This window comes from Xanthomonas sp. 3498 (assembly GCF_014199795.1).
Taxonomy (GTDB): Bacteria; Pseudomonadota; Gammaproteobacteria; order Xanthomonadales; family Xanthomonadaceae; genus Xanthomonas_A; species Xanthomonas_A rydalmerensis.
This window is the reverse complement of the sequence record NZ_JACHOH010000001.1, coordinates 379181-401632: the sequence shown is the minus strand read 5'-3', so window position 1 is coordinate 401632 and position 22452 is coordinate 379181. Positions and strand designations below refer to the sequence as shown.

General features: G+C 69.3%; 14 protein-coding genes. 1 reads left to right on the top strand and 13 read right to left on the bottom strand.

Going from position 1 to position 22452, the window contains the following annotated elements; all coding sequences use genetic code 11:
• Positions 1–24: 24 nt before the first annotated feature.
• From GGR66_RS01600 to ybaL, 11 genes are all read right to left on the bottom strand, one after another.
• The gene (locus GGR66_RS01600) at positions 25–1716 is read right to left on the bottom strand and encodes a molecular chaperone HscC (RefSeq protein ID WP_184446978.1); all 1692 of its coding nucleotides are present in this window, start codon (positions 1714–1716) and stop codon (positions 25–27) included.
• Between the two features lie 36 nt (positions 1717–1752).
• Complete coding sequence (locus GGR66_RS21085) at positions 1753–3447, bottom strand: J domain-containing protein (RefSeq protein ID WP_255421547.1); 1695 nt, start codon at positions 3445–3447, stop codon at positions 1753–1755.
• Between the two features lie 426 nt (positions 3448–3873).
• Positions 3874–4188 (bottom strand): PsiF family protein, encoded by a 315-nt coding sequence (locus tag GGR66_RS01590; protein ID WP_160969092.1) that lies wholly within the window; start codon positions 4186–4188, stop codon positions 3874–3876.
• 54 nt (positions 4189–4242) lie between these two features.
• Entirely contained in the window at positions 4243–5496 is a 1254-nt protein-coding gene (locus GGR66_RS01585) for a type III PLP-dependent enzyme (RefSeq protein WP_184446977.1), read from the bottom strand.
• Positions 5493–7250: an IucA/IucC family protein gene (locus tag GGR66_RS01580; protein ID WP_184446976.1), complete on the bottom strand. Its 1758-nt coding sequence runs from the start codon at positions 7248–7250 to the stop codon at positions 5493–5495. The genes GGR66_RS01585 and GGR66_RS01580 overlap by 4 nt, the downstream gene beginning before the upstream one ends.
• The gene (locus tag GGR66_RS01575) at positions 7228–8400 is read right to left on the bottom strand and encodes an MFS transporter (RefSeq protein WP_184446975.1); all 1173 of its coding nucleotides are present in this window, start codon (positions 8398–8400) and stop codon (positions 7228–7230) included. The genes GGR66_RS01580 and GGR66_RS01575 overlap by 23 nt, the downstream gene beginning before the upstream one ends.
• Positions 8397–10193 (bottom strand): IucA/IucC family siderophore biosynthesis protein, encoded by a 1797-nt coding sequence (locus GGR66_RS01570; RefSeq protein ID WP_184446974.1) that lies wholly within the window; start codon positions 10191–10193, stop codon positions 8397–8399. Before GGR66_RS01570 ends, GGR66_RS01575 begins: the two co-directional genes overlap by 4 nt.
• Positions 10190–11416, bottom strand: a complete 1227-nt coding sequence (locus GGR66_RS01565; RefSeq protein ID WP_184446973.1) for a siderophore biosynthesis protein PvsA — start codon at positions 11414–11416, stop codon at positions 10190–10192. The genes GGR66_RS01570 and GGR66_RS01565 overlap by 4 nt, the downstream gene beginning before the upstream one ends.
• Positions 11417–11665: 249 nt before the next feature.
• The gene (locus GGR66_RS01560; protein ID WP_184447439.1) at positions 11666–13744 is read right to left on the bottom strand and encodes a TonB-dependent siderophore receptor; all 2079 of its coding nucleotides are present in this window, start codon (positions 13742–13744) and stop codon (positions 11666–11668) included.
• Between the two features lie 79 nt (positions 13745–13823).
• Entirely contained in the window at positions 13824–14555 is a 732-nt protein-coding gene (locus GGR66_RS01555; RefSeq protein ID WP_184446972.1) for an aldolase/citrate lyase family protein, read from the bottom strand.
• Between the two features lie 205 nt (positions 14556–14760).
• Positions 14761–16440 (bottom strand): YbaL family putative K(+) efflux transporter, encoded by a 1680-nt coding sequence (gene ybaL, locus GGR66_RS01550; RefSeq protein WP_160969078.1) that lies wholly within the window; start codon positions 16438–16440, stop codon positions 14761–14763.
• Positions 16441–16970: 530 nt separating this feature from the next.
• Between ybaL and GGR66_RS01545 the strand changes: the two genes are divergently transcribed.
• Complete coding sequence (locus GGR66_RS01545) at positions 16971–18482, top strand: MASE1 domain-containing protein (RefSeq protein WP_184447438.1); 1512 nt, start codon at positions 16971–16973, stop codon at positions 18480–18482.
• Here the strand turns inward: GGR66_RS01545 and GGR66_RS01540 are convergent.
• Positions 18472–18903 (bottom strand): hypothetical protein, encoded by a 432-nt coding sequence (locus tag GGR66_RS01540; protein WP_184446971.1) that lies wholly within the window; start codon positions 18901–18903, stop codon positions 18472–18474. The genes GGR66_RS01545 and GGR66_RS01540 overlap by 11 nt on opposite strands.
• Positions 18904–19722: 819 nt before the next feature.
• The gene (locus tag GGR66_RS01535; RefSeq protein ID WP_160969076.1) at positions 19723–22107 is read right to left on the bottom strand and encodes a TonB-dependent receptor; all 2385 of its coding nucleotides are present in this window, start codon (positions 22105–22107) and stop codon (positions 19723–19725) included.
• Positions 22108–22452 lie beyond the last annotated feature (345 nt).

The window sequence follows — 22452 nt, the reverse complement described above, 5'->3', positions numbered from 1 at the left end:
GTCCCAGCGCCGACAATGCCCAGCTCATGCGCGCGCTTCCAGCTCGTCCAGGGCCTGGGCGAGTTCTTCGCGATGGCGTTCGATGCGCGTCAGGTCCTGGCTTTCCAGCACTTCGCGGAACTGATCGAGCCAGCGTTGCACCATCTGGCGTGCGTCGATGTACTCCTCGTACACACGCTCAACGCGCGCCAGCAATGCCAGGTTCTGCTGCTGGTCGCGCGGATGGACCTTGAGTTCGGCCAGCGCCTGCAAGCGCCTGGCGATCTCGTCGCGGTCGAGCAGGCCGGGATTCTGCTCGAGGATCAGTTCGTGGCGTTTGCCGGTGGCTTCCTCGATCACCTCGACCTGCAGCAAGCCGTCCACGTCGTAGGTGAAGCGGGTCAGCACGCTCTGCTCGCTGCGCGGGCGCTTGGGATCCAGGGCGATGCGCAACTCGCCCAGCTTGATGTTGCGCTCGACCATGGGGTTCTCGCCCTGGTACACATCGATGACCAACTGGGTTTGCTGCTCGTGGATGGGGTGGAAGCGGTCCTCGCGGCTCACCGGGACCACGCTGTTGCGCGGAATGATGGGGTGGAAGTAGCCGCTGCGCAGTTGCCCATCGCCGCCCTGGCGCGCCACCTGCGTGCCCAGCGTGTAGGGGCAGACGTCGGTCAGCACCACCTCGCGCAGGCTCTCGTCGCGGCTTTTCAGGCCCGCCGCCACCACCGCGCCCAGGGCGATCGCATGGTCGGGGTTGACATGACGCAGCGGCAGCCGGCCGAGCATGCGCGTGGCTAGCCGGCTGATCATCGGCATGCGCACCGCACCGCCGACCAGCACGATATCGTCCAGCTCCGAGGGCCGCAGCTTGGCATCCCGCAGCGCACGCTCGATCGGCAAGCGCATGCGCTGCAGCAAGGGTTCGGCCAGCTGGGCGAAACGGGACTCGTCGAGCTCCCAGCTGTAGGCCTGTCCGGCGATGTTCAGGCTCACCGCGCCCTGTGGCTGTGTGCTCAGGTCGCGCTTGAGTTGTTCGATGCGGCGCCGCAGTTGGGCGCTGTCCCCCGGCGCGAGCTTGGCGGGATCGAGCCGATGCTCGCTACAGAAGCCGTCGACCAGCACTTGCAGGAAGTCCTCGCCGCCGAGGAAGTTGTCGCCCGCGCTGGCATGGACTTCGACCACGCCGTCGAACATCTCCAGCAGGGAAACGTCGAAGGTGCCGCCACCGAGATCGAGCACCAGCACGCGGCCTTCGCCGCCGCGTTCCTGCAGCCCATAGGCCAGCGCGGCCGCGGTCGGCTCGTTGATCAGCCGTTCGACGCGGATGCCGGCCAACTCGCCGGCCACCCGGGTGGCCTTGCGTTGCGCATCTGAGAAATATGCCGGGACACTGATGACCGCTTCCTCGATCTTGCTGCCCAGCGCGGCTTCGGCATCGGCGATCAGCGAGCGCAAGATCAGCGCCGACAGCTCTTCCGGGCGAAAACTGCGTTGCCCCAACTTGGTCTCGCGCGGGCTTCCCATCCAGCGCTTGAATGCGGCCACGCTGTGGTGCGGATGGCTCACCAGGCGCTCGCGGGCGGGCTGGCCGACCAGCAGGGTGCCATCGTCGTCAATGCTGACCACCGACGGGGTCAGCAGGCTGCCGTGCGGATTGGCGAACAGGCGCCCCCCTTCGGCATCGTGCACGCCGATCAACGAGTGGGTGGTGCCGAGGTCGATACCTACAATCATGTGCGAATCCTTGTGTTCCGTCCGTTGCAAAAAGTGCTATCGCTGCCTTTGCAGCGCCTGACGCTGCGTGTCCTGGATGAACGAAATCGCCCAGAGCAGCAGGGCGAACAGGGTGCCGGGCCAGGCGCCCGCTTGCGCTGCAATTAGGGCAGGCGTGCCAAGTGCGACAAAGGTGAGCATGGGCATGCTCGCTGTTCGTGAATCGGCCTCCATGCGTCCGGTCACACGAAACACAGCGGCATACGCAAGCGCTGCGCTAATGGCAGCCCCATAGGTGCCACTGCGCATCACGGTCAAAACGAAGGCACTGGCTGCCGGCAGCGCCCAGCAGTGCGCTAGACGCTTGCCTGTGCCCGTTAGCGTGGTGCGTGCCTGCCAGCGGGCGGCCATCTGCGCCAGCACCAGCGCACTCCAGATCGCCAGTCCGGTCGCGAGCACAGGGAACGTCAGTGAAATGCTAGCTGTGCCGGCAAACGGCAGCATCAAGATTGCGCAGATGGCAACCAGGGCGGCGACCGCCAACCCGCGGGTCAGGTTGATGGCCAATTGCCAGCCATGCGGACGCTGCGGGTCGCCGAGCTGTTTCCAAAAACGCACGTGGCGCGGCTGCAGTGATGCTGGCAAGCCGTCGGGGAACCATTGCTCGACGATGCCGCAGAAGCGGTACATTCGCATCGGCCGCACCGGCAGCAAGGCGGACAGGAAGCAGCGCCAGCGCGATGGCGACCCCACCACACATGCTCTCAACGCTGCGGCCTGGCGCGGCGTCATCTTCTGCCAATGAGCCGCTTCCAACTCTTCGGCCAGCGCCGCCGAGTCACTGCCAGGGAGCAGCGCGGCCAGCCGTCGCTGCATGCGTTCTTGTATCCGCGCCGCTTTGCAGGCGTCGTGCAGCCATAAGCGATCATGCTGGTCGTAGTCGAACTGGCTCCATCGCAAGGCCTTCGACAGCGCCTTGATGGTCCCCAGTTGCGGCGAGGCCCGCTGTTCGCGCAGCGTGCGTAGCACGAGCGCACCGATCGCCCCATGCTCATCGTCGGAAAGCGTGGTGACCCGCTGCGACAGCCAGTGGTCCAAAAAGTCCGGCGACTGCCCCAGGGCGACCGCCAGCACGCGGCTGGTCCACAGCGCATGGCGGAATTCGCTGTCCTGCTCATCGGAAAAGCAGGTGATCAACGCGTCGAAGAGCGCATCTGACATGATCGTGTCATCGTCCGCGACGCGGCTGAGGATCGCCTGGCCGATGCGCGGACGCAGCTCAAAGGACCACAGCTCCGGCAGCGCGCGCAACCAGGGGCCGAACTTCGCCGCGGGCAGGGTCTGCGCCGCCGCAAGGATGCGCGTGGCCCGCTCCTGCACATAGGCATCGTCCTGCCATTGCGCCAGTTCGGCCTCCAGCGCGGGGTCGCGCACGGCTTCGGCTCGCGGGCGGGACCGTGGTCGCACCTGCGCCTCTTCGACGCGTGGGGTGGAGGCCAGGCGCGGCGCCGTGTCGACGTCCGCGTTTGCGTCTTCGACCCTCGTGCCGGCGCAAGGCGGCAACGTCGTCGTTTCGCTTTCCGCTTCCGTCTGCGCCCAGGCCAATGCTGCCTGATAGGTTTCATACAACTGCTGGAACGCGGCCGGGTCGTCGTCGGGCCGGGTGGTTTTCAGGCGTTTGGCATAAGCGCGCTTGATCGCGCGCGCATCGGCATCGGACGGCAGCCCGAGCGCCTCGGTCGCCCAACTCATCGACGGGACCCCGCTGCAGTGCCGTGTCGTTTGCTTTCCATTCCCGGCTTGCTCGTCGCCCCTGGCGACCGGTTATCGGCCGCGATCGCCGGAGCTTGATGGGGAATGCGTTCTCTCGCCAGCGCGGCCCGCCGCTGCCGATGGGCAGGCGTCCCGTGCAAGAGCCGCCGGGACTGAAGTTTCTCCCCCACCAGGCATTTGCGCTTATCCGGGCAGCCCGCATGTCACAGAGTCGGGAAGCTTCTGGTCTTGGACGCGGCAGGGCGATTCCGATCAGACCCGGCCGCGGCCGGAAGACGGCCGATACCTGCATCGGCGTTGGCCGCATCCGCGGCGGTTGGCGGAGATGCCAATGCTGCCTGTGCTGGCGCTGCGCGCCGTACCCTCACCCCAACCCCTCTCCCGATGGGAGAGGGGCCAGTGGGCTCACTGCTTCTTGAGGCAGCCGCTCATGAAGGTCTTGCGGGCATCGCCCTGCAGTTTCTGCGTGGCCGCCTGGGCGTTGCAGTCTTTCATGCGTTGCTGGGAGGCGTTGCCCGCCGCCGGGGCGGTGCCGCCGCTGAGGCAGGCCTTCTGCGCGCTTTTGTACTCATCGCCTTTCTTGCCCTTGTTCTGGGCCGAGCACTTGGCCATCAAGGTCTGTTGCGCGGTCTGCGGCTTGGTCGCGGCGGTGGCCAGCAGCGGGGCGGCGGTGAAGCTCAGCAGCAAACAGGTAGCGGCGAGACGGGCGCAACGGGTCATGGCGGCAGCTCCGGTTGGGTGTGCCGGCAGGGTGCGCCGGCACGGGTGACCGGATCATGACGCGGCGGCGGCCGGATCGGCAATGCGGCGCTGCGGCATGGCATCGGGGGCCTGCGCCGGGCCGTCGAGGAACAGCATCTGCGGCGGCGGATGCATCAGGAATTGCTGGTGCGAGATGTTCCAGGCGTAGGCGCCGGCCAGCGGGAATGCCAGGCAGTCGCCCGGCGCCAGCGCGGCCACCGGCTGGTCGCGGGCCAGCACGTCCTTGGGCGTGCACAGCTGCCCCACCAGGGTCACCCGCGCATCGCGCAGCAGCGGCGGCTGCGTGCCGCGCAGCACCAGGAACGGATGATCGTGGCCCTGCGCGGCAGGCGTGCGGAAATGATGGGTGCCGCCGCGGCCGATGGCGAAGTGCGCGCCATGGCTGCGCTTGATGTCCAGCACCTCCATCAGGTACCAGCCGCAGGCGGCGCTGACGTAGCGGCCCGGCTCCAGGCGCAGGCGCAGGCCTTCGCCATGCGTGCGCAGCAGCGCCGGCAACCCGGCGCAGAACGCGGCCCAGTCGAACGAGGCCGCCGGGTCGGCATAGTCCACACCGAAGCCGCCGCCGGCGTTCACCGTCAGCGGTCCCAGGGCGTAGGCCTGGCGCCAGCCCTGTACGGTCTGCAGGTAGTGCGCGATCAGGTGCAGTTGCAACTGCGCGTCGCGCTGATGCGACAGCAGGTGGAAGTGGAAGCCGTCCAGGCGCAGCCCGGTCGCGCCGCGCAGCAACTGCATGGCCGCGTCCAGGTCGTCCACGTCCAGGCCGAACGGCGAGGGCCGCCCGCCCATCACCAGGCGCGTGTCCTGCATGCCCGGTACCACGATGTTCAGGCGCAGGAATACCGACAGCGGGCGGGGACCCGACGCGGCGATGCGGGCAAGCCGCTGCAGCTCGCCCAGGCTTTCCACGTGCACGCTGCAGTCGGGCAGGCTGGCGGCCAGCTGCAGTTCGGCGTCGAGCTTGCCGGGGCCGCCGAACAGCAGCCGGCGCCCCGGCTGATGCGTGTGCAGCCACTGCAGCTCGCCACCGGAGGCCGCCTCGAAGCCGTCCACCCACGGTGCCAGCGTGCGCAGCACGGGGGGCTCGGCGTTGGCCTTGGCCGCATAGAACAGGTCGCACTCGGCCGGCAGGTGCGCGCGCAGCATCGCCGCGTGCGCCTGCAGCGCCGCCAGGTCGTAGACGTAGGCGCAGACCGGGCCGTCTGCCTGCGCGCGCAGCCGCGCCAGCGCCGCGTGCAGCGGGGCAGGATCGATGCGCAGGCTCATGCCGCTGCCTGCCGCAGCGCGGCGCTGCCGATCGGGTTGGGCAGGAAACTGTAGTCGGCATGGCGGTCGGCGCGCTGCAGCAGGCGCAGGCGAAGGTTGTTCTTGGCCGGCAGCGGCGCGCCGTCGAGCAGGGCCTGCAGCGCCGGCTGTGCGCCGTGGCGCTGCTGCCAGCGGCGGGCGATGTCCCCGACGATCTGCCACAGCTGGTGCTCGCGGCGGTCGTGGCCGTCGGCGAGGTGGAAGATCGCTTCGGCCAGGTTGTTGACCAGCGCGCAGTAGGCGATGCGGTTCCAGCCGCGTTCGGCGCTGTAGTACAGCGATTGCCGCGCGGTCTCGGACATGCCGGGCAGGCGCGCGGCCGGCCAGCGCGACGGCAGCAGCTTGGTGCCTTCCAGGTCGCGGATCCACACCTGCGTCGGCAGGCCGTCTTCGCAGCCGATCACGGTGTTCTGCAGATGCGGCTCCAGCACGATGCCGTAGCCGAACCAGGCGCTCCACACCCCGTCCAGCAGCAGCTGTGCGTAGGCACGGAACCAGATCGCGGTGGCCGCGTCCGCGCTGCTGCCGGTGCGCTGCGCCAGGGTCTTCAGCGCAGCGGCGCAAGCCGGCTGGCCGCGCGCATCGTTGGTGAACAGCGCACCGGCCACCTGCGGGCGATAGCGCGCGCGCTGCGCTGCCGGGATCGCCTGCCGGTACAGCACGCCGAAGCTCTCGCCCAACTCGCGGCAGGCCTGCGCATCGGCGTCCAGTGCGGAGAAATCCAGGTCGGTGGCGGCCGGCTCCAGCAGCACGTGGAAGCCGGGCACGCGCTCCGCCAGCGCCTGCCAGTCCGGCGCCAGCAGACGGGTCAGCGCCACCGCGCTCTCCAATTCGTACCAGGCGTTCTTGCGCACGCAGTTGGTCAGGCGCACGTGCACCGACAGCTTGAGGAAGTAATCCAGGTCGGCGTGGTACAGCGTGCGCACCGACGAGGTCGGGCGCAGCGCCAGGCCGCGTTCGCCCAGCGGTTCGATCCAGCCGCGCGCCTGCGCCTGGCGCAGCAGCGGATGCGCCAGGACGCGCTCGGCTTCCCACGGATGGCAGGGATACAGGTCGGCGCCACCGCCGGCCTGCGCCAGCGCGGCGCGCACGTCATCGCCCTGCGCGCGGTACAGGCGCGGGTCGATGCGGAACCAGAACAGCGGGAACGCGCTGCGCGCTTCCGGCGCGCACGCCAGCACCTGGTCCAGCGGCACGCCCTCGCGGCTCTTGGGCGTGGGATGGAAGGCGTGGCCCCACAGCATCGACTGCTCGGCATCGATCAGCGCCTCACCGGTGGGCGGCGCGGCGTCGGCCTGGCGCAGCAGCTGCGCGGTGATGGCGACGCTGTTGGCGCTCTGCGCCAGCAGTTCCAGGTTGGGCGCCTGCTCGCCTTCGCTGAGTTCCTGCAGCAGCAGGCGCACCAGCGCCTCTGCGTCCAGACAGTGCCACGGACGGCCGTCGGCCTTCAGGTAGGGCGCCGAAGCGAAGCGGCAGCGGCCCAGGCGGTCGGCATGGGCCAGGCGCACGCACAGCGTCGCGCCCGAGGGCAGCTGCAGGCGTAGCCAGCGTTCGCCCGCAGCGGCCACACCGGGCCGGTCCCGGCCGCGGTAGTCGAAGTCGGCCAGGCCGCGATCGAGCGCGACTTCGCGCAGGTAGCAGTTGAGCCAGCAGGTGATCGCCTGCGCTTGCGCCAGGCTGTCGTACCACGGGTCATGCATCGGCAACGGGGACATGGACGGTTCTCCGAACGGACGTGAGCATCAGGGCCGGCAGCAGTGCCAGCAGGGCAGCCGCGGCGGCGGCGAGGAACGGAACGGCCAGGCCATGGCCTTGCACCAGGGCACCGGCGAGGGCACCGCCGGCGACGCCGGCGTACTTGCCGGCGGCATCGAAGCGGCCGAACAGCTGGCCCGCGCCGCGCCCGCCCGCAACCTCGGCCAGGGTGCGGTTGAGGCCGCGCAACGCCATCCACATGCCCAGGCCGAACAGCAGCCGCGCCGCGATCAGCCAGCCGGGCGCCGGCGGCGCCATCTGCAGCAGGCAGGCCAGTGCGAACAGCGTCAGCCCCGCCGGCAGCGGCGACACGCGGTGGTCGCGACCGCGCCAGCACGGCATCAGCACCAGGTAGACCAGGTGCGGCAGGCTGTACAGCAGGCCGGCGACCGCAGTGCTGCCGATGCCGTGCGCCTGCGCGTACGGCAGGAAATAGGGAAAGGTCACCACCATCGCGAAGCAGAACAGGAACTGCGTGGCCCACAGCGCCCAGCGCTGGCGGCGCTGCGCCGCATCCGCCTGCGGCATGGCGGTTGTGGATGCGGCTGTCGCCGGCGCGCGTGGCGGATCGGCCGGCAACCGCCAGCTCAGCGCGAAGGCGAGCAGCGGCAGCAGCGCCAGATAGCGGTACAGCGATTGCGCCGGCCCCAGCGCGATGGCCAGGCCGAGCAGCGCCGGGGCGGTGACCATCGCCAGCCGCGCCGAGAACTGGGTCCAGTCCAGCGCCCGCGCCAGCGAGCCACTCTGCGCCTGGCTGCTGAGATAGGCGTTGGTCGCGGCCAGCGAGCCGCCGCAGGCGCCCTGCACGACCAGGCCGGCGACCAGCCAGCCCAGGTTCGGCGCGAAGCCGGCCATGAGGAAGCCCAGCGCCAGACCGAGTTGCGCGCGCAGCAGCGAGCGCTTGCGCCCGTAGCGGTCGGCCAGCCGGCCCCAGGCGCTGGCGGTGAGCGCGGTGCACAGGGTCGGCAGCACGTACAACACGCCGCTCCAGCCGATCGCCGCGCCCGGCGCGAGCTGCTGCAGCACCTGCGGCAGGAACAGCGGCATGCCCAGCGCGGTGAAGGCGGCCAGATAATGCGCGGCCAGCACCGGGCCGAGGAGGCGCTTCATCGCGCCGCCCCGGCCGCGACCGCGCGCGCCGCCAGCGCATCCTCGCGCAGCAGGTTGGGCGCGCTGTCGCCGTAGAACTTGTTGATGTCCGCCGCGCCGGTGATCTGCTTGCCGAGCAGGCTGCCGGCGCTGAGCAGGTACTTCACCGGCAGCGTGGGGGCGTCCAGCAGCGCCTGCGCCGGCGCGGTGTCGATGCCGTCCTCGCGCAGCGCGCGCAGGGTGCCGTGCAGGCGCGCGCGCAGCAGTGCGTACAGCGGCGCGCGCAGCCCCGGCTGCCATTCCGTCAGCCCTTCCAGCACCGCCTGCAGATCCAGTTGCAGGATGATGGTGCAGAACATCCGCGCCAGCGCGTCGTCGTCCTGCACCAGGATGCGCGCGTCGCGCGGCGCGCCCAACGCTGCAAGCGCCGGCCGTTGCGCGTGCAGCCGCGACAGCATCACCCGCGCCGCGTCGTTGTCCTTGAGCAGCAGTCGCGGCGCGCGGCCGGCGGCGTAGATCAGCACGCTGTTCTGCTGGTTGGCCTCCAGCGCGATGCCGTAGCGCAGCCACAGCCGCAGGTGCACCTGGCACATCAGCGCCAGGTAGCTATCCCACCAGGCGGTGAGGTCGCCGCCATGGAAGCGCTCGGCCAGGTGCACGGCCAGCGGCCGCCCGTCCGGCAGCGTCGCGCACAGGCCGGCCACCGGCACCAGGGTCGCCTCCGGGAGTGCCGGATAGCGGCGCAGCAGATAGGAGAGATGCCGTGTCTCGCCGACGTGGCCGGCATGCGCCTCGTCCACGTGCAGGTAGCGTTCGCCCAGCGCCGGATCGTGCGCGGCCAGGTCGCATAGCACGCGTTCGAACCAGTGCCCGTCGTACAGCGTGGACGGTTTGATCAGGCGCAGGTTGAGCGCGCCGAGGGTGCGCATCGGTACCGGCAGCTTCAGATGATGATCGGGAAACGCCAGCGGGATCACCGTGCGCAGCGACAGCGACGGGCGCACCTGCAGCCACGGCTGCGGCGCGGCGATCGCGCCGCCCGGCAGGGCGAAGCCGTCCTCGCCCAGCCGCGCGAAGATCAGTGGGTGCACGGGCCAGGCGACGTGGTCGGCGTCCAGCGCCGGGTCCAGGCCGAGCATGCCCGGGCGCGGCCAGAACGCCGGCGGCGGCGTGGTCTGGGTGACCTGCGCGGCCGGCAGCGCCAGCCAGCGCAGCGCGAAGCTGGGGCCGAACTCCGGTGCGTAGCGCGGCAGGTCGGCGTCGTCCAGGCCGAGCTTGGCGCGCGCGCTGGGATAGAACGGGTGGTCGCGGTGGCTGGCCAGCTGTTCGCAGCGGTAGGCGCGTTCGTGCGCGTCGGCGGCATCCAGCGCCGTGGCCAGCAGCGGCCGTTGCTGCGCGTAGGCCTGCCGCGCCAGCGCGCGCTGGCGCACCGCGCAGTCGGCTTCCTCGACATAGGCGCGGTGCAGCGCCTGGGTCTCCGCGTCGAGCCCGTCGCCCAGCCGCGCCAACCACTGCGCCGCGCCGGATTCGTAGGCGCTGTGCTGCGCGGTGTGCAGGACCCAGCCGTCGCTGCAGGCGCTTACGGTCTGCAGGTAACCGGCGCGGCGCAGCGGCAGCCACAGTTCGCCGTCGGGCAGGTGCGCGATGCGCCACCAGGTGGCGTCCGCGGGCAGCGGCGCCTGCGTCCAGGCGGCGAGCACCGCCGGCGGCGGCGTGGCGGCGGCGCCGCGGCTGACGATGCCGCGCAGGTCTTCGCGCAGGCAGGCGTCGATCACGCGCAGGTCGATGTAGCGGCGGTCGGCGTCCTGACTCATGCCGCCACTCCGGTGCTGGTGTCGATGCGCCAGTGCAGCGACGCCTCGGTGCTGGCCAGCGCCTGCTGCAGGTCCGACTCGGTGTCGGCGAGCACGTCCAGCACGCCCAGGTAATCCTTGTTGGAATGGCTCAGGCGGATCGCGTCGCCGGGTTGCCGCAGGCGCCGGTAGCGCGCTTCCCAATGCGCGTCGCTGCTGCCGTGGTCGGCGCTGGCCACCGCCAGCGTGCCGTCGTGCTCGGCCACGTAGTAGCGCACCAGCGCCTGTGCGCGGCGCGCCTGCAGTGTGGGCAGCGGCCGGCCCAGGTGCAGGCCGAGCACGCTGTCGAACCAGTGTCCGCCGAACAGGCGATCGAGCAGGAACTCGCGGCCGTCGCCGATGCTGCGGTAGTTGATCTCCACCAGCACCGGGCCGTCGGCGGTGAGGATGAACTCGCTGTGGCACACGCCGAAGCCGATGCCGAACGCCTGCAGTTGCGCCAGCGCCTGCTGCAGCACCGGGGTGTCGATGGCGCTACGCCAGCGCGCCTCGCACTCGACGAAGTGTGGCGGCGCCGACAGTCGCACGTCGAAGCCGCCGATCGGCTGCAGGGTGCGTCCGTCGCCCAGGGTTTCCAGGGTGAACAACGGGCCCTCCAGCACGCTCTCCAGCAGCACGCTGCGCTGCGGGTGGCGCTGCCAGAAATCATCGAGGTAAGCCTGCAGCGTCGCCGCGTCGGCGCAGTGGCGCACGTCCAGGCTGGCCACGCCTTCGCGCGGCTTGGCGATCAGCGGCCAGGGCGCCTGCGCCGGCGGCATCGCGCCCGGCGCCAGGCTGCAGAACCACGGCGCCGGCAGGCCGAGCGCGCACAACCGCTGGCGCATCGCCGCCTTGTTCTTGGCCGCGTAGCAGACCTGCCAATCCTTGCCGGGCACGCCGAGTGCGGCGGCGACCACGGCGGCGCTGGTCTGCAGGTGGTCGCTGTTGCTGAACACCGCGCGCGGCGGCTGCGGCAGGCTGCCGAGCAGGTCGAGCACGCCCAGCGGATTGAACACGTCGCACTCCAGCACCTGCACCGGTGCGGCCGGCGGATGGCGACGGAAGTGGTCGAGGTGCGCGTGGCGATGGTCGGTCAGCAGCAGCACCGGCACGCCCAGGCGCTGCGCGGCGGGGAGGAAGCCATCGGTCACCGCCGGGTGGCAGACGTGGCTGAGGATCAGCAGAGGAGCGTCGTGCGAGGTCATGTGCGGGTCTCGTCGGGCGCAGGCGCACGCACGCCGCCGGCGCGGCCGCGCGGAGGCGGACACGGGAGGCATGCGCCGCGGCTGCGGCAGGGTCGCGTGGTTGCCTGGCGCATCGCATCGGGCGCGCGCTGGGTGGGAAAGGACGCGGCTGCGTCCGTTGCACTGGCCCGCGTCTCCCGCGGGCGGCGGCGCGCCGTGGTGGCGCGCGGTGGTGCGGCGGCCGGCGTCGTCGTCCGACGCCGGCGTGGATCAGAACGTGTACTCGAGGCCGACGGTGACGCTGCGGCCCGGCGCCGGCTGCCGGCCCCAGGGGCTGGTGTCGATGCCGCGGTACCAGTACTTGCGATCGAACAGGTTGTTGACCGCCAGCGACGCGCTGAGCTTGCCGCTGGCGCCTTCGCTGAGCACCTGGCTCAGCTGCGCGTTCCACACCCAGTAGGAGGGCAGTTCGCCGACCGAGCCGATCGCGTTCTCCTGCACGGTGTTGGCCGCATCGCTGAAGGCGCGGCTGAAGTAATAGCTGGAAACGGCGACGGTGGTATGACCGGATTCGGGCTGGTACGACGCACCGAGGGTGAGCTGGTTGCGCGAGGTGTAGGGCACGCGCAGGCCGTCGTACACGCCCGATTTCTGCCGTGCGTCCAGGTAGGCGTAACCGGCGTTGAGGGTCAGCGCGCGCAGTTGCGCGGGGCTCCACTGCAGTTCCACTTCGCCGCCCTGGTGGCGGGTCTTGCCGAGGTTGCGGTAGGTGCGGGTGGTGTTGTCGAGCTGGATCTGCTGGTCGAAGTCGATCAGGTAGCCGCCGAACTGCACGCGCGTGCGCTCATTGGGCTGGTAGCGCGCGCCGGCCTCGTAGTTCCAGGCCAGTTCGGCGTCGAGGTTGTCGCCGAAGATGATCTGGGTGACCTGCGGCGCGCGCAGCGAGCGCTGGCCGTCGGCGTACAGGTACCACTGCGGGCTGGCCTGGACGCCCAGGGTCAGGCCGGGCAGCACGTCGTCGGTCTTGTTGCGCGTGCGCGCGCCGCTGGCAAGGTTGTAGTAGCGCGAATCGACCTGCTCGTAGCGCAGGCCGGGGGTGACGGTGATGCGGCCGTCGGCGAAGGCGATCGCGTCGCTGACGTAAGCGGCGGCGCCGCGGTCCTTGAAGCGCCAGTCGCGCACCAGGGTGTACAGGCCGTCGCTGAGGCGGGTGTTGCCGACCAGGAAGTCGATGTCCTCGTTGATCGCGCGCGCGCCGAGCGTCCATTGCTGGGTCACCGCGCCTGAGCCCATTTTCCAACTCAGTCGCGGCTCGCTGCCGTAGACGCGGAAATCGCGCGGCGCGCTCTGCCGCAGTTGCGGCGGCAGGTCGGGGCGCCAGGTCTCGCTGGCCGAAGAACGCATGCCGACGATGAAGTTGCGGCTGCTGCGCGCGCTGAAATTGCTCCAGTCCAGGCGCAGGTCCTGGAGCGGCCCCACGTCGCCGAAGTCCTGCTGGTAGACCAGCGAGGCGCGGGTGGTGCGGCCGGTGAATTCGTCCAGCGGCCGCGTCGACTGGCGCGGATCGCGCAGGTAGTCGGCGGTGGACAAGGCGCCGGCCATGTCCATGTCGGCGACGTAGCGCTGCACGCTGGCCTTGAGCAGCTTGTCCGGCGCCAGCCACCATTCCGCGCGCAGGCGCAGGTTCTTGATGTCGGTGGCGCTGTGCTCGCGCCAGTAGTCGCCCTTGGTCCAGTTGGCGTCCAGTTGCAGGCCGAAGGTATCGCTGGCATAGCCGCCGGTGCTGATCGCGGTGTCGCCCAGGTAATGCCCGGCGCCGCCGGCGGCGACCTTCTGCCCCAGCGTGGTGGTCCAGGTGGTGGGAATGTCCGGGCTGATCAGGTTGATCACGCCGCCGACGTTGTTGGGGCCGTACTGCACCGCCGCGCCGCCGCGCACGATGTCGATGCGGTCGACCTGGTTCAGGCCGACCGGGAACAGCGACAGGCTGGTTTGCCCGTATGGCGCCAGCGCCAGCGGAATGCCGTCCTCCAGCACCTGCACGCGGCCGCTGCGGCTCTCGTACAGGCCGCGCAGCATGATCTGCGGCAGCGCGCCGGTGCCGGTCTCGTCGAACACCTTGATCCCCGGCACCTTCTGCAGTGCGTCGTCCAGGGAGCGGTTGGCGCCGTTGCGCAGTTGCGCGTTGTCGATCACCTGGCGGCTGCCGGCGTAGTGCTGCACGTCTTCGACAGTGGAGCGGCCGAGCAGGCTGCCCTGCACCTGCACCGCGTCGAGCTGGCGGATCCGCGCCTGTGCGTCGGCGTCGGGCGGGGTGTCCTCGGCGCGCGAGCTGGAGGGGGCGAGCATGGCGGCGACGAGGGCGACGGCCAGCAGCGAAGGGGAAAGCGAAGCGATCAAGACGACGACTCCAATGGCACGAAAACGGTCAGGGACTGCGCAGGTCGGCTGCGCGTTGGCGCAACGCGGCCTGCAGCAGCGCGCGGTCTTCGCCGGCGAACAGCCACTGCAGGTCCGCCTGCGCCAGCCAGTGCGCGCGTTGCGCGGCGTCGCGGGGATTGGGGCAGAACGGAACGCCGGCGGTGCGGCAGGCCGCGTCGATCGCCAGCAGCTGTTCCCACACCTGCGGATGGGTGGGCTGGGGGCCCACCCCCAGGTCCAGCGCAAGATCCAGCGCGCCTTCCATCACCAGCGACACGCCGGGCACCTGCAGGATCTGCGGCAGCGCGCGCACGCCGGCGGCACTCTCGATCATCGGGATCACCCGCAGGCGCTCGCGGCTGCGGGCGATGTAGTCGGCCAGGCCCACGCTGCCGAAGCCGGTGACGCGGCCGCCGGTGATGCCGCGGCGGCCATGCGGCGGGAAGTGCGCGGCGGCGACCGCGCGCTCGGCCTGCTCGGCGCTGTCCAGCCCGGCCAGGACTACCCCGCGGGCGCCGGCGTCGAGCACCCGGCCGATCAGCTTGGCATCGACCTCGGGCACGCGCACCCAGGGTTCGCAGCCGCCCAGCTCACAGGCGCGGATGGCGTGTTCCAGCTCGGCCGGCGAGCGCAGCACGTGTTCCAGGTCGAGCACCGCGAAGTCGTAGCCGACATGCCCGAACATCTCGCACAGCAGGGCACTGGGCACGGAGTTGAGCAACCCGATCTTGCAGGCCATGGGGGAGGGCGAGCGGAACTGGGGAAGGGAGCGCAATCCTGCCGCAAACGAGAATGCTTATCAAGAAGATTCGCTGCGGGCCATTACAGCCGCGGTAGACGGTTTCTGTGCGCTACCGCGCTTTTCGCTCTGCGGCTCACCGTCCGAAGAGGAGCCGCTTTTGCGAATCCCCACTCCCCACTCCCCAATCCCTGCCGCCGTGCGCTTAGCGCGCGGCGGCCCGCATCCCCCGGTACGGCGGCGTCGCCATCACCATCTCCGCCAGCGAATAGGCCAGCTCGCGCTCGGCCATCACCGTGCCGTCGGCGCCGTGGTCGAGCAGATGCTTGACCTCGGCATCGCTGTGCGCGCGCGCCAGCAGGGTCAGCGCCGGGTTCAGCGCACGCAGCTTGGCCAGCGCTTCGCCGGCCTCCAGCGGTTGCGGGATTGCCAGGATCGCGATCTTGGCCCTGTCCGGATGCGCCTCGGCCAGCACCCGGTCGGCAGCAGCGCTGCCGCGGATGCCGGGAATGCCGTCGGCATGGGCGCGCTCGACGTGGTCGCGGTTGTCGTCGATCACCAGCACCGGCACGCCGCGCTCGCGCAGCACCGCCGCCAGCGCGCTGCCGACCCGGCCGTAGCCGATCACGATGGCGTGGTCGACCAGGTCCAGCGACGGGCCCGGCGGCAACTCCGGCTCCACGGTCACCGGCGCCTCCACCGCCTGCCGTGCCTGCCAGCGGTCCAGCCAGGTGAACAGCAGCGGGTTGGCGATGATCGACAGCAGTGCGCCGGCCAGGATCAGGTCGCGGCCGGTCTCAGGCAGGATCGCCAGGCTCACGCCCAGGCCGGCGAGGATGAAGGAGAACTCGCCGATCTGCGCCAGGCTGGTGGAGATGGTCAGGGCGATGCCGGTGGGATGGCCGAACGCACGCACGATCACGAACGCGGCCAATGACTTGCCGACGGTGATGGTCAGGAACGTGGCCAGCACCTGCCACGGATGCTCGAGCAGGATGTGCGGATCGAACAGCATGCCCACCGAGACGAAGAACAGCACCGCGAAGGCGTCGCGCAGCGGCAGCGAGTCGCTGGCGGCCTTGTGGCTGAGCTCCGACTCCTTCAGCAGCATGCCGGCGAAGAACGCGCCCAGCGCGAACGACACGCCGAACAGGGTGGCCGAGCCGAACGCCACGCCCAGCGCGATCGCCAGCACCGACAGGGTGAACAGCTCGCGCGAACCGGTCGCGGCCACCTTCTCCAGCGCCCACGGGATGGCGCGGCGGCCGACCACCAGCATCACCGCCACGAACGCGGCCATCTTCAGCAGGGTGATGCCGAGCGCGCCGAGGATCGCGCCGGTGTCGGCGCCCTTGCCGCCGAGCGCGTCGGCCAGCGCCGGCAGCAGCACCAGCGCCAGCACCATCACCAGGTCCTCCACGATCAGCCAGCCGACCGCGATGCGCCCGCGCAGCGTTTCCAGCAGGCGCCGCTCCTCCATCGCCCGCAGCAGCACCACCGTACTGGCCACCGACAGCGCCAGGCCGAATACCAGGCCGTGCAGGGTCGGCCATCCCATGCTCCAGGCCAGCCCCCAGCCGAGCAGGGTGGCGACCGCGATCTGCGCCAGCGCGCCAGGGATCGCGATCCACTTCACTTCCATCAGGTCTTCGAGCGAGAAGTGCAGCCCCACCCCGAACATCAGCAGCATCACCCCCAGTTCCGACAACTGGTTGGCCAGGGCCTGGTCGGCGACGAAGCCGGGCGTGAACGGGCCCACGCAGATGCCCGCCACCAGGTAACCGACCAGCGGCGAGAGTTTGAGACGGTGGGCGAGCGTGCCGAGGATGAAGGCGAGCGCGAGCCCGACCGCGATGATGTCGATGAGACTGGTGTCGTGATGCATTCAGGATCGCAGAACAAGTAGGCCCCGAGTGTCGCCGATCGGGGCTTTTGTCGGCAAATCGGTGTGGCGGGGTGGAGCGGCGGCAGTGGCTGCCCGCGCCTGATGCGCGCGCGTCTGGGGCGTTGCGCGCGGGGCGGGTGGTTCGACTGACAGCGAGCGGCCAGCGTCCGGTGCCCGGCCAGGCTCAACCTGTCCTGGCCTGAACGGATCAGTTGAGGCTGGCTGGAGGGTCTGGCCCGTCCCCGTGACGGGCCGGGGCGGTCCGGATCAGGCAGGGAAGGAGGGGCGGCCAGGCGTCCGTCGGTGCGCAGTTGGCCCGTGGCGGTCCCGCACCATGCCCCTGCAGGCCTGCTCCCCGACACCCTGAATGGGATGGAGGTCGCAGCGATCGGGGGGCGCACGCAACTCCCTGTCAGGAAAGGCATTACACCGCATGATGGACGTTAACTGTCTACTGTTTCGGCCCATTCCCTGGTGTATGTTTGCGCCACTTGTTGCGCCCCATCGGGCGTCCTGCAGGACAGGGTGGCATGGCTAGATTGACTACTTTCGCGAAGGGACTCCTCCTGAGCGCCGTGTACTGCGCCGGCTATCTGGTGGCGTGGCGGTTGTCTTTGGACCAATGGTTCTTGCCGGCCGGCCTGCGTGCGGCCGTGTTGCTGTTCATGCCGCTGCGGCTTTGGCCTTATCTGTTGCTCGGTGATGCCGCAGCGCTACTGGCGTTGCGTGTGCCGCTGATTGACGAGGGCCAGAGTGCGACCTGGGCATATCTGAGTCCGCTGCTGCTGATGCCGTTGTCGGCGCTAGTGCCGCTGTGGTTCCGACGCCGCGTGCCCGATGTGATGGTCTGGCAGCAGCGGTTGCTGCCGGTGGTGCTCGGCATGGCGCTGTGGGGCGTGCTGATCAACAAGGTGCTGAACTGGTTGCTGGATGGGCCGGTGACCGACATCAACGTCGAGAACGCGCTGAAGTTCTGGGTCGGTAATTATCTCGGCATCCTGGTGTTCGTGTTGCCGGCGCTACTGTGGGTGCGTCGCGAAGGCACGGCGCTGATGTCGCGCGGCCTGATGCACGACAGCCTGCGCGCTGCGCTGATGGTGGGGGCCCTGTTCGCGGCGGCGATGAACGTACCGGACGGGGTCGCGCGGCAGTTCCTGCTGGTGATGATGATCGTACCGGGCTTCTGGCTGACCCTTGGCCACGAGTGGCGCGGTGCGGCCGTCGGCATCGTCATGGCCGACATCGCGGTGGCGATGGCGCTGGCGAAGTCGCATCAAGCCGGTGCGTTCGACCTTGAAATGTTCTATGTGCAGATGCTGGTGTCGTTCGCCGCCACTACGCTGTTCGTGCTTGGCACCCGTATCGCCGGGGTGATGGAGCAGGCCCGACGCCTGGGCTTCGCCGAACAGGAAGCGCTGCAGGTCGCCCAGGCAAGCTACATGTCGGCCGAGCGTACCCTCCGCAACCGGGTGATCGAGTACACCGACATCCACGTACACATCAACAAGCTGCGCCGCGACATCGCCACCACACTGAAGCAGCACGGCCATTATGCCGCGGCGATGGAAATGAATCGCACCGGGGTGATCCAGGCGCAACTGCTGGACGATTATGTTGCCGCCCTGTATCCGCTGGATATCGAAACCCATGGCCTGTACGGCGCGCTGAATTCGGTCGCCTTCGCCAACGCCTGCGATACCGAGGTCGAGGCACGCCTGCACGGGGATTCGCGGCGGCTGTCGATCGGGCTACAGTTGGCGGCGTATCGCTGCGTGCTCAATGCCATGGAAATCCTGCCCGACGCGGGCCGGCATACGATCACGGCACGGGTCTGGTCGGCGCGTGGCAAGCGTGGCGTAGTGGTGACCCTGGAAGCCGATGCGGCGATGCCGGGTGCCGGCCGCAAGCACCACAACGCCGACGAGATGGACTGGGAGCTGGCCAGCCGGTTGAAGGCTCATGACGGCACCTGCCGGCGCCGTCATGAGCGAAAGATCAGTTTCCTGATCTCCGAACCGCTGGAAAGGACCGTTACTTCTTGACGGTCACCGTCCAGACGTCGCCGTTGGCGCTGCTGGCCAGCTGCACGGTGAAGTAGCGCGCGTCGTAGACCACGGTGCCGCGGCTGCTGTCGAAGGTATCGACGGTGCTCACGCGATCCACGTCCTTGCCCATCGGCGTCACCCATGCGGTGTCGCCGACCCGGCCGACCGCACCACGCACCTGGCCGGTGCTGTCGTTGATCTGCAGGTAGGTCACGCCGTTACGCTCGAACTGATAGATGCGCGCCGACGCATTGGTGGACAGATTGGTCGCCGCCGGCGCGCTTTCACCCAGGCCGCGGATGGCGATCGGACTACCGTTGCCGCCGCTCGGACAACAGCTTTGTGCATAGGCGCTCGACGCAAGCGCCGAACACGCCACGATGCCTGATAGCACCGCTATTTTCGAAGTTTTCCACATGACACGATCCTTCCCCTGTTGGGGTTTTTTTGCCTGCCGTTCAGGCGATTCCACATTACGCGAATCGCAACAGGCCACTGTTGACAAATAATCAATCGATTCATACTTGTGATGCGTATCACTTTTATATATTCGGGAATGAGTCCCGAAAAAGTGCGCCGCATCGACTGCTCAGGTATGGCCCCAAGGTCACGCACCATCGCGTGGGACCAGTCCGGCATCGCCGGGGGCGTCGGGCGCTGTGCTCACTGCAGTTTCCATGCCACTCAGGGCGGTCACGCCTGCGCGGCATAGCCGCCGGGTGCGGCCTGTCGCCTTGTCGCGCATGTGCGCATAGGCGATCTTTGTTGGCGGTGCGCCGGATCGAATGCCGCCGTCTATCGCCTGCGTTCTATAGCGCTGGGAAAACAATCGCCGCCACAGGGAGTTTCTCGAACGCGGCACGGCGTTCCCGTGCCGGGCATCGCGCTGATTGAATGTGGCGAAGTGACTGTTACTCAATAACCTGATGTATTTCTATCGTGCGACGAATGCTTGACGCATTTACGTCGTGCTGCCGTGATCGGTCGAGGCGGCGGTTTAAAACGCAATGGGCATGGCGATGGCCAAGGTGCGCCGCGCGCTGCCGAACCGCGTCTGCCATGCCGGCGTACATGTGGCCTGCCGAATCTTCCTCGCCACGGCATTGCTGCGCATCCCAATTCCCACGGCATGGCAGTGGCCTCGCCTGCCATCGCACACCGGCATCCCGCCGGTGCGGTCGCGACGTCGCCGGTGGCGAAGACGGCGGCGGTGCCGGAACACTGCCGCCGCATGCGCTTACCAACTGTAGTTGACGTTGGCGTAGGCGAACGCGCCGTTGAAGCCGAATGGCGAGGACGTGCTGTACGGCAGATAGGTGCGGGTGCCGGCGCCGGCGCGAGAGCGGTCGGGATATTCGTTGAGCACGTTGTCGCCGCCGACGGTCACGCGCCAGCGGCCCAGCGTGTAGGCGGCCGACAGATCCAGGGTCCATTTGGCCGCGTAGGTCTGGTCGGCGGCGGGCGTGGTGCCGAAGTCGGTGAACTCGCCCCAGCGCGTCGCGGTGGCGGTGAAGGCCCAGGCGCCCGGCGACCACACGCTGCTCAGGAAGAACTTGTCGCGCGGCGAACCGCGGGTGATGCGGCCGATCTCGGCGCGGCCGATGCGCACCGCGGTCGGGTCGATCGCTTCCAGCACCGCCGGGTTGCCGGCGATCTTCTCGATGTCGGTCTTGTTGTAGTTGTAGCCGGCGGTGAGGTCGAGGCTGCTGGCGGGCAGCGCGAGCTTGTAGGTGCCGATCGCGTCCACGCCCTGGGTCTTGGTGTCGATGGCGTTGGTGAAATAGCGGCCGCCGCCGATGCCGGCGTAGCCGTTGCCCTGCAGGTAGTTGCGCACGGCCGTGGAGGTGAGGTTCTCCGAGAGCACGATGCGGTCGTCGATGTCGATGCGGTAGGCATCGAGGGTGATGTACAGCGCGTCCACCGGCTGCAACACCAGGCCCAGGCCGTAGTTCTTGGATTTCTCGGCCTTCAGCGGTTCGGCGCCGAGCGCGATCGCCGCCGGGTTGTCGGTGCGGAAGGTGCCGATCTCGAACGGCGTGGCGGCGATGCTGCCGTCGGGCTGGGCGACGTTGATGAAGTTGGTGGCGACCGACTGGAAATACTGCTGCTGCAGCGAGGGTGCACGGAAGCCGGTGGACGCGGTCGCGCGCAGCGCGACCTTGGGACTGAAGGCGTAGCGCAGCGACAGCTTGCCGGTGGCGGTGTCGCCGAAGTCGCTGTAGTTCTCGTAGCGCCCGGCCAGGCCGGCGGAGAACTTGTCGGTGATGTCGCCTTCCAGGTCGAGGTAGGCCGAATAGCTGTTGCGGTCGTAGTGGCCGGAATCGCTGGGCTTGAAGCCGGCGAACACCTGCGCACCCGGCAGCAGGGTACCGTTGGCCGAGGGGATGCCGCCGTTGACGTAGGACGCCGGCTCGCCTGGCGATTCGTTGAACTTCTCGCCGCGCCATTCGGCGCCGAAGGCCAGGGTCACCGGATAGGCCAGGCCGACCTCCAGCGATTTGCTGAAGTCGGCGTTGAGCACATTCTGCGTGACCTGCAGCGCGCCGGCATAGAACTCGGTGGGACTGGCCAGGCCCAGGCTGTTGTTGAGGCTGTGGCGCACGTCGAAACTCAGGTCGTTGCGGCCGTAGTTGTAGCTGAGGTCGATGGCCAGGCCGCCGGCGGTACTGGACTTGACCCCGCCGACCCAGGACACGTCCTTGCTGACGTTGTAGATCTGCGGCAGGAAGCCGTCGGGGTAGATCTCCGGGCGGTTGCGGTTGTCGCCGGACCAGCGGAAGTAGCCGTTGGACAGCACTTCGCGGCGGCTGAGCATCGCGTAGGAATAGAAGGTGATGTAGTCGGCCGGGCTGTACTGGCCGTTGTAGGAGAACGCGCCCTGGTCCACGTCCGGGTCGCCGTAGCGCTGCTGCACCTGGCCCTGGTACGGCGTGGCGCGGTCGGTCTGGTCCTGGTGTCCGGCCTGCGCGGCGAAATGCACGCTGCCGGTCTCGGCGAAGGTGAGGCCGGCATCGCCGGAGAGCTGGTACTGCTCGCCGTCGCCGGCGCTGTACTTGCCGTAGCGCCCGGCCAGGCTGCCGCCCGTGCCGCTGCCCTTGAGCACGATGTTGATGACGCCGGCGATGGCGTCGGAACCGTATTGCGCCGAGGCGCCGTCGCGCAGCACTTCGATGCGCTCGACCGCGGCGATGGGGATGGTGTTGAGATCGGCCGGCGAGGAGCCGCGGCCCTGCGCGCCGTTGAGGTTGACCAGGGCAGTGGTGTGGTAGCGCTTGCCGTTGACCAGCACCAGCACCTGGTCCGGCGAGAGCCCGCGCAACTGCGCCGGGCGCACGGCATCGGAGCCGTCGGTGATCGCCGGGCGCGGGAAGTTCAGCGAGGGCACTGCGCGCGACAGCGCGGTGGCCAGTTCGGTGGTTCCGGTGGACTGCAATGTCTCCGGCGAGATGATGTCGATCGGCGAGGCCGATTCGGCCACGGTGCGGTCGGCCACGCGGGTGCCGGTGACGATGACCGTGTCCAGCGTTTGCGCGTTGCCGGCGTTCTGTGCGTGGACGGAAACGGCGGACGTCGCCAGGCACAGGGCGACGGCGTGGGCGAGCGGAGTGAGCGTGCGCGTCATGGGGGAGGCGGCTCCAGAAGTGGGGAAGGGCGCCGCTGCATGCGCACTCCCCTGTCCCCTGGCGGATGCGGCGACGCTCCCTAGGGATTACCGGTTGATGTCAGTGGAGTCAATATTCCGTTAAGGGCGGCGCTGAGGTTGCAATTGCAACCACCGCTGCAGGCGTTGCGGCAGCGCGAATCCCCGGATTTTTCGGCTCGTAGACAAAATGCCGGCGCTGCGCGCGGACGTGGTGCACGCGGCCGTGCCTGCGCGCGGGCGCTGCGGCGTTTTTCGCAGTGCGATGTGCAGGAGGCGGCCTGCGCGGCACAGGGCAGAGCACGGTGTCGCGCGCGCGTGGTTGTA

Coding starts and splice junctions, on each gene's coding strand:
- GGR66_RS01585 (WP_184446977.1), bottom strand. CDS start 5,496: ATGAGCCTGCGCATCGATCCTGCCCCGCTGCACGCGGCGCTGGCGCGG.
- ybaL (WP_160969078.1), bottom strand. CDS start 16,440: ATGCATCACGACACCAGTCTCATCGACATCATCGCGGTCGGGCTCGCG.
- GGR66_RS01575 (WP_184446975.1), bottom strand. CDS start 8,400: ATGAAGCGCCTCCTCGGCCCGGTGCTGGCCGCGCATTATCTGGCCGCC.
- GGR66_RS01580 (WP_184446976.1), bottom strand. CDS start 7,250: ATGTCCCCGTTGCCGATGCATGACCCGTGGTACGACAGCCTGGCGCAA.
- GGR66_RS01545 (WP_184447438.1), top strand. CDS start 16,971: ATGGCTAGATTGACTACTTTCGCGAAGGGACTCCTCCTGAGCGCCGTG.
- GGR66_RS01535 (WP_160969076.1), bottom strand. CDS start 22,107: ATGACGCGCACGCTCACTCCGCTCGCCCACGCCGTCGCCCTGTGCCTG.
- GGR66_RS01560 (WP_184447439.1), bottom strand. CDS start 13,744: ATGCTCGCCCCCTCCAGCTCGCGCGCCGAGGACACCCCGCCCGACGCC.
- GGR66_RS01590 (WP_160969092.1), bottom strand. CDS start 4,188: ATGACCCGTTGCGCCCGTCTCGCCGCTACCTGTTTGCTGCTGAGCTTC.
- GGR66_RS01540 (WP_184446971.1), bottom strand. CDS start 18,903: ATGTGGAAAACTTCGAAAATAGCGGTGCTATCAGGCATCGTGGCGTGT.
- GGR66_RS01555 (WP_184446972.1), bottom strand. CDS start 14,555: ATGGCCTGCAAGATCGGGTTGCTCAACTCCGTGCCCAGTGCCCTGCTG.
- GGR66_RS01565 (WP_184446973.1), bottom strand. CDS start 11,416: ATGACCTCGCACGACGCTCCTCTGCTGATCCTCAGCCACGTCTGCCAC.
- GGR66_RS01570 (WP_184446974.1), bottom strand. CDS start 10,193: ATGAGTCAGGACGCCGACCGCCGCTACATCGACCTGCGCGTGATCGAC.
- GGR66_RS21085 (WP_255421547.1), bottom strand. CDS start 3,447: ATGAGTTGGGCGACCGAGGCGCTCGGGCTGCCGTCCGATGCCGATGCG.
- GGR66_RS01600 (WP_184446978.1), bottom strand. CDS start 1,716: ATGATTGTAGGTATCGACCTCGGCACCACCCACTCGTTGATCGGCGTG.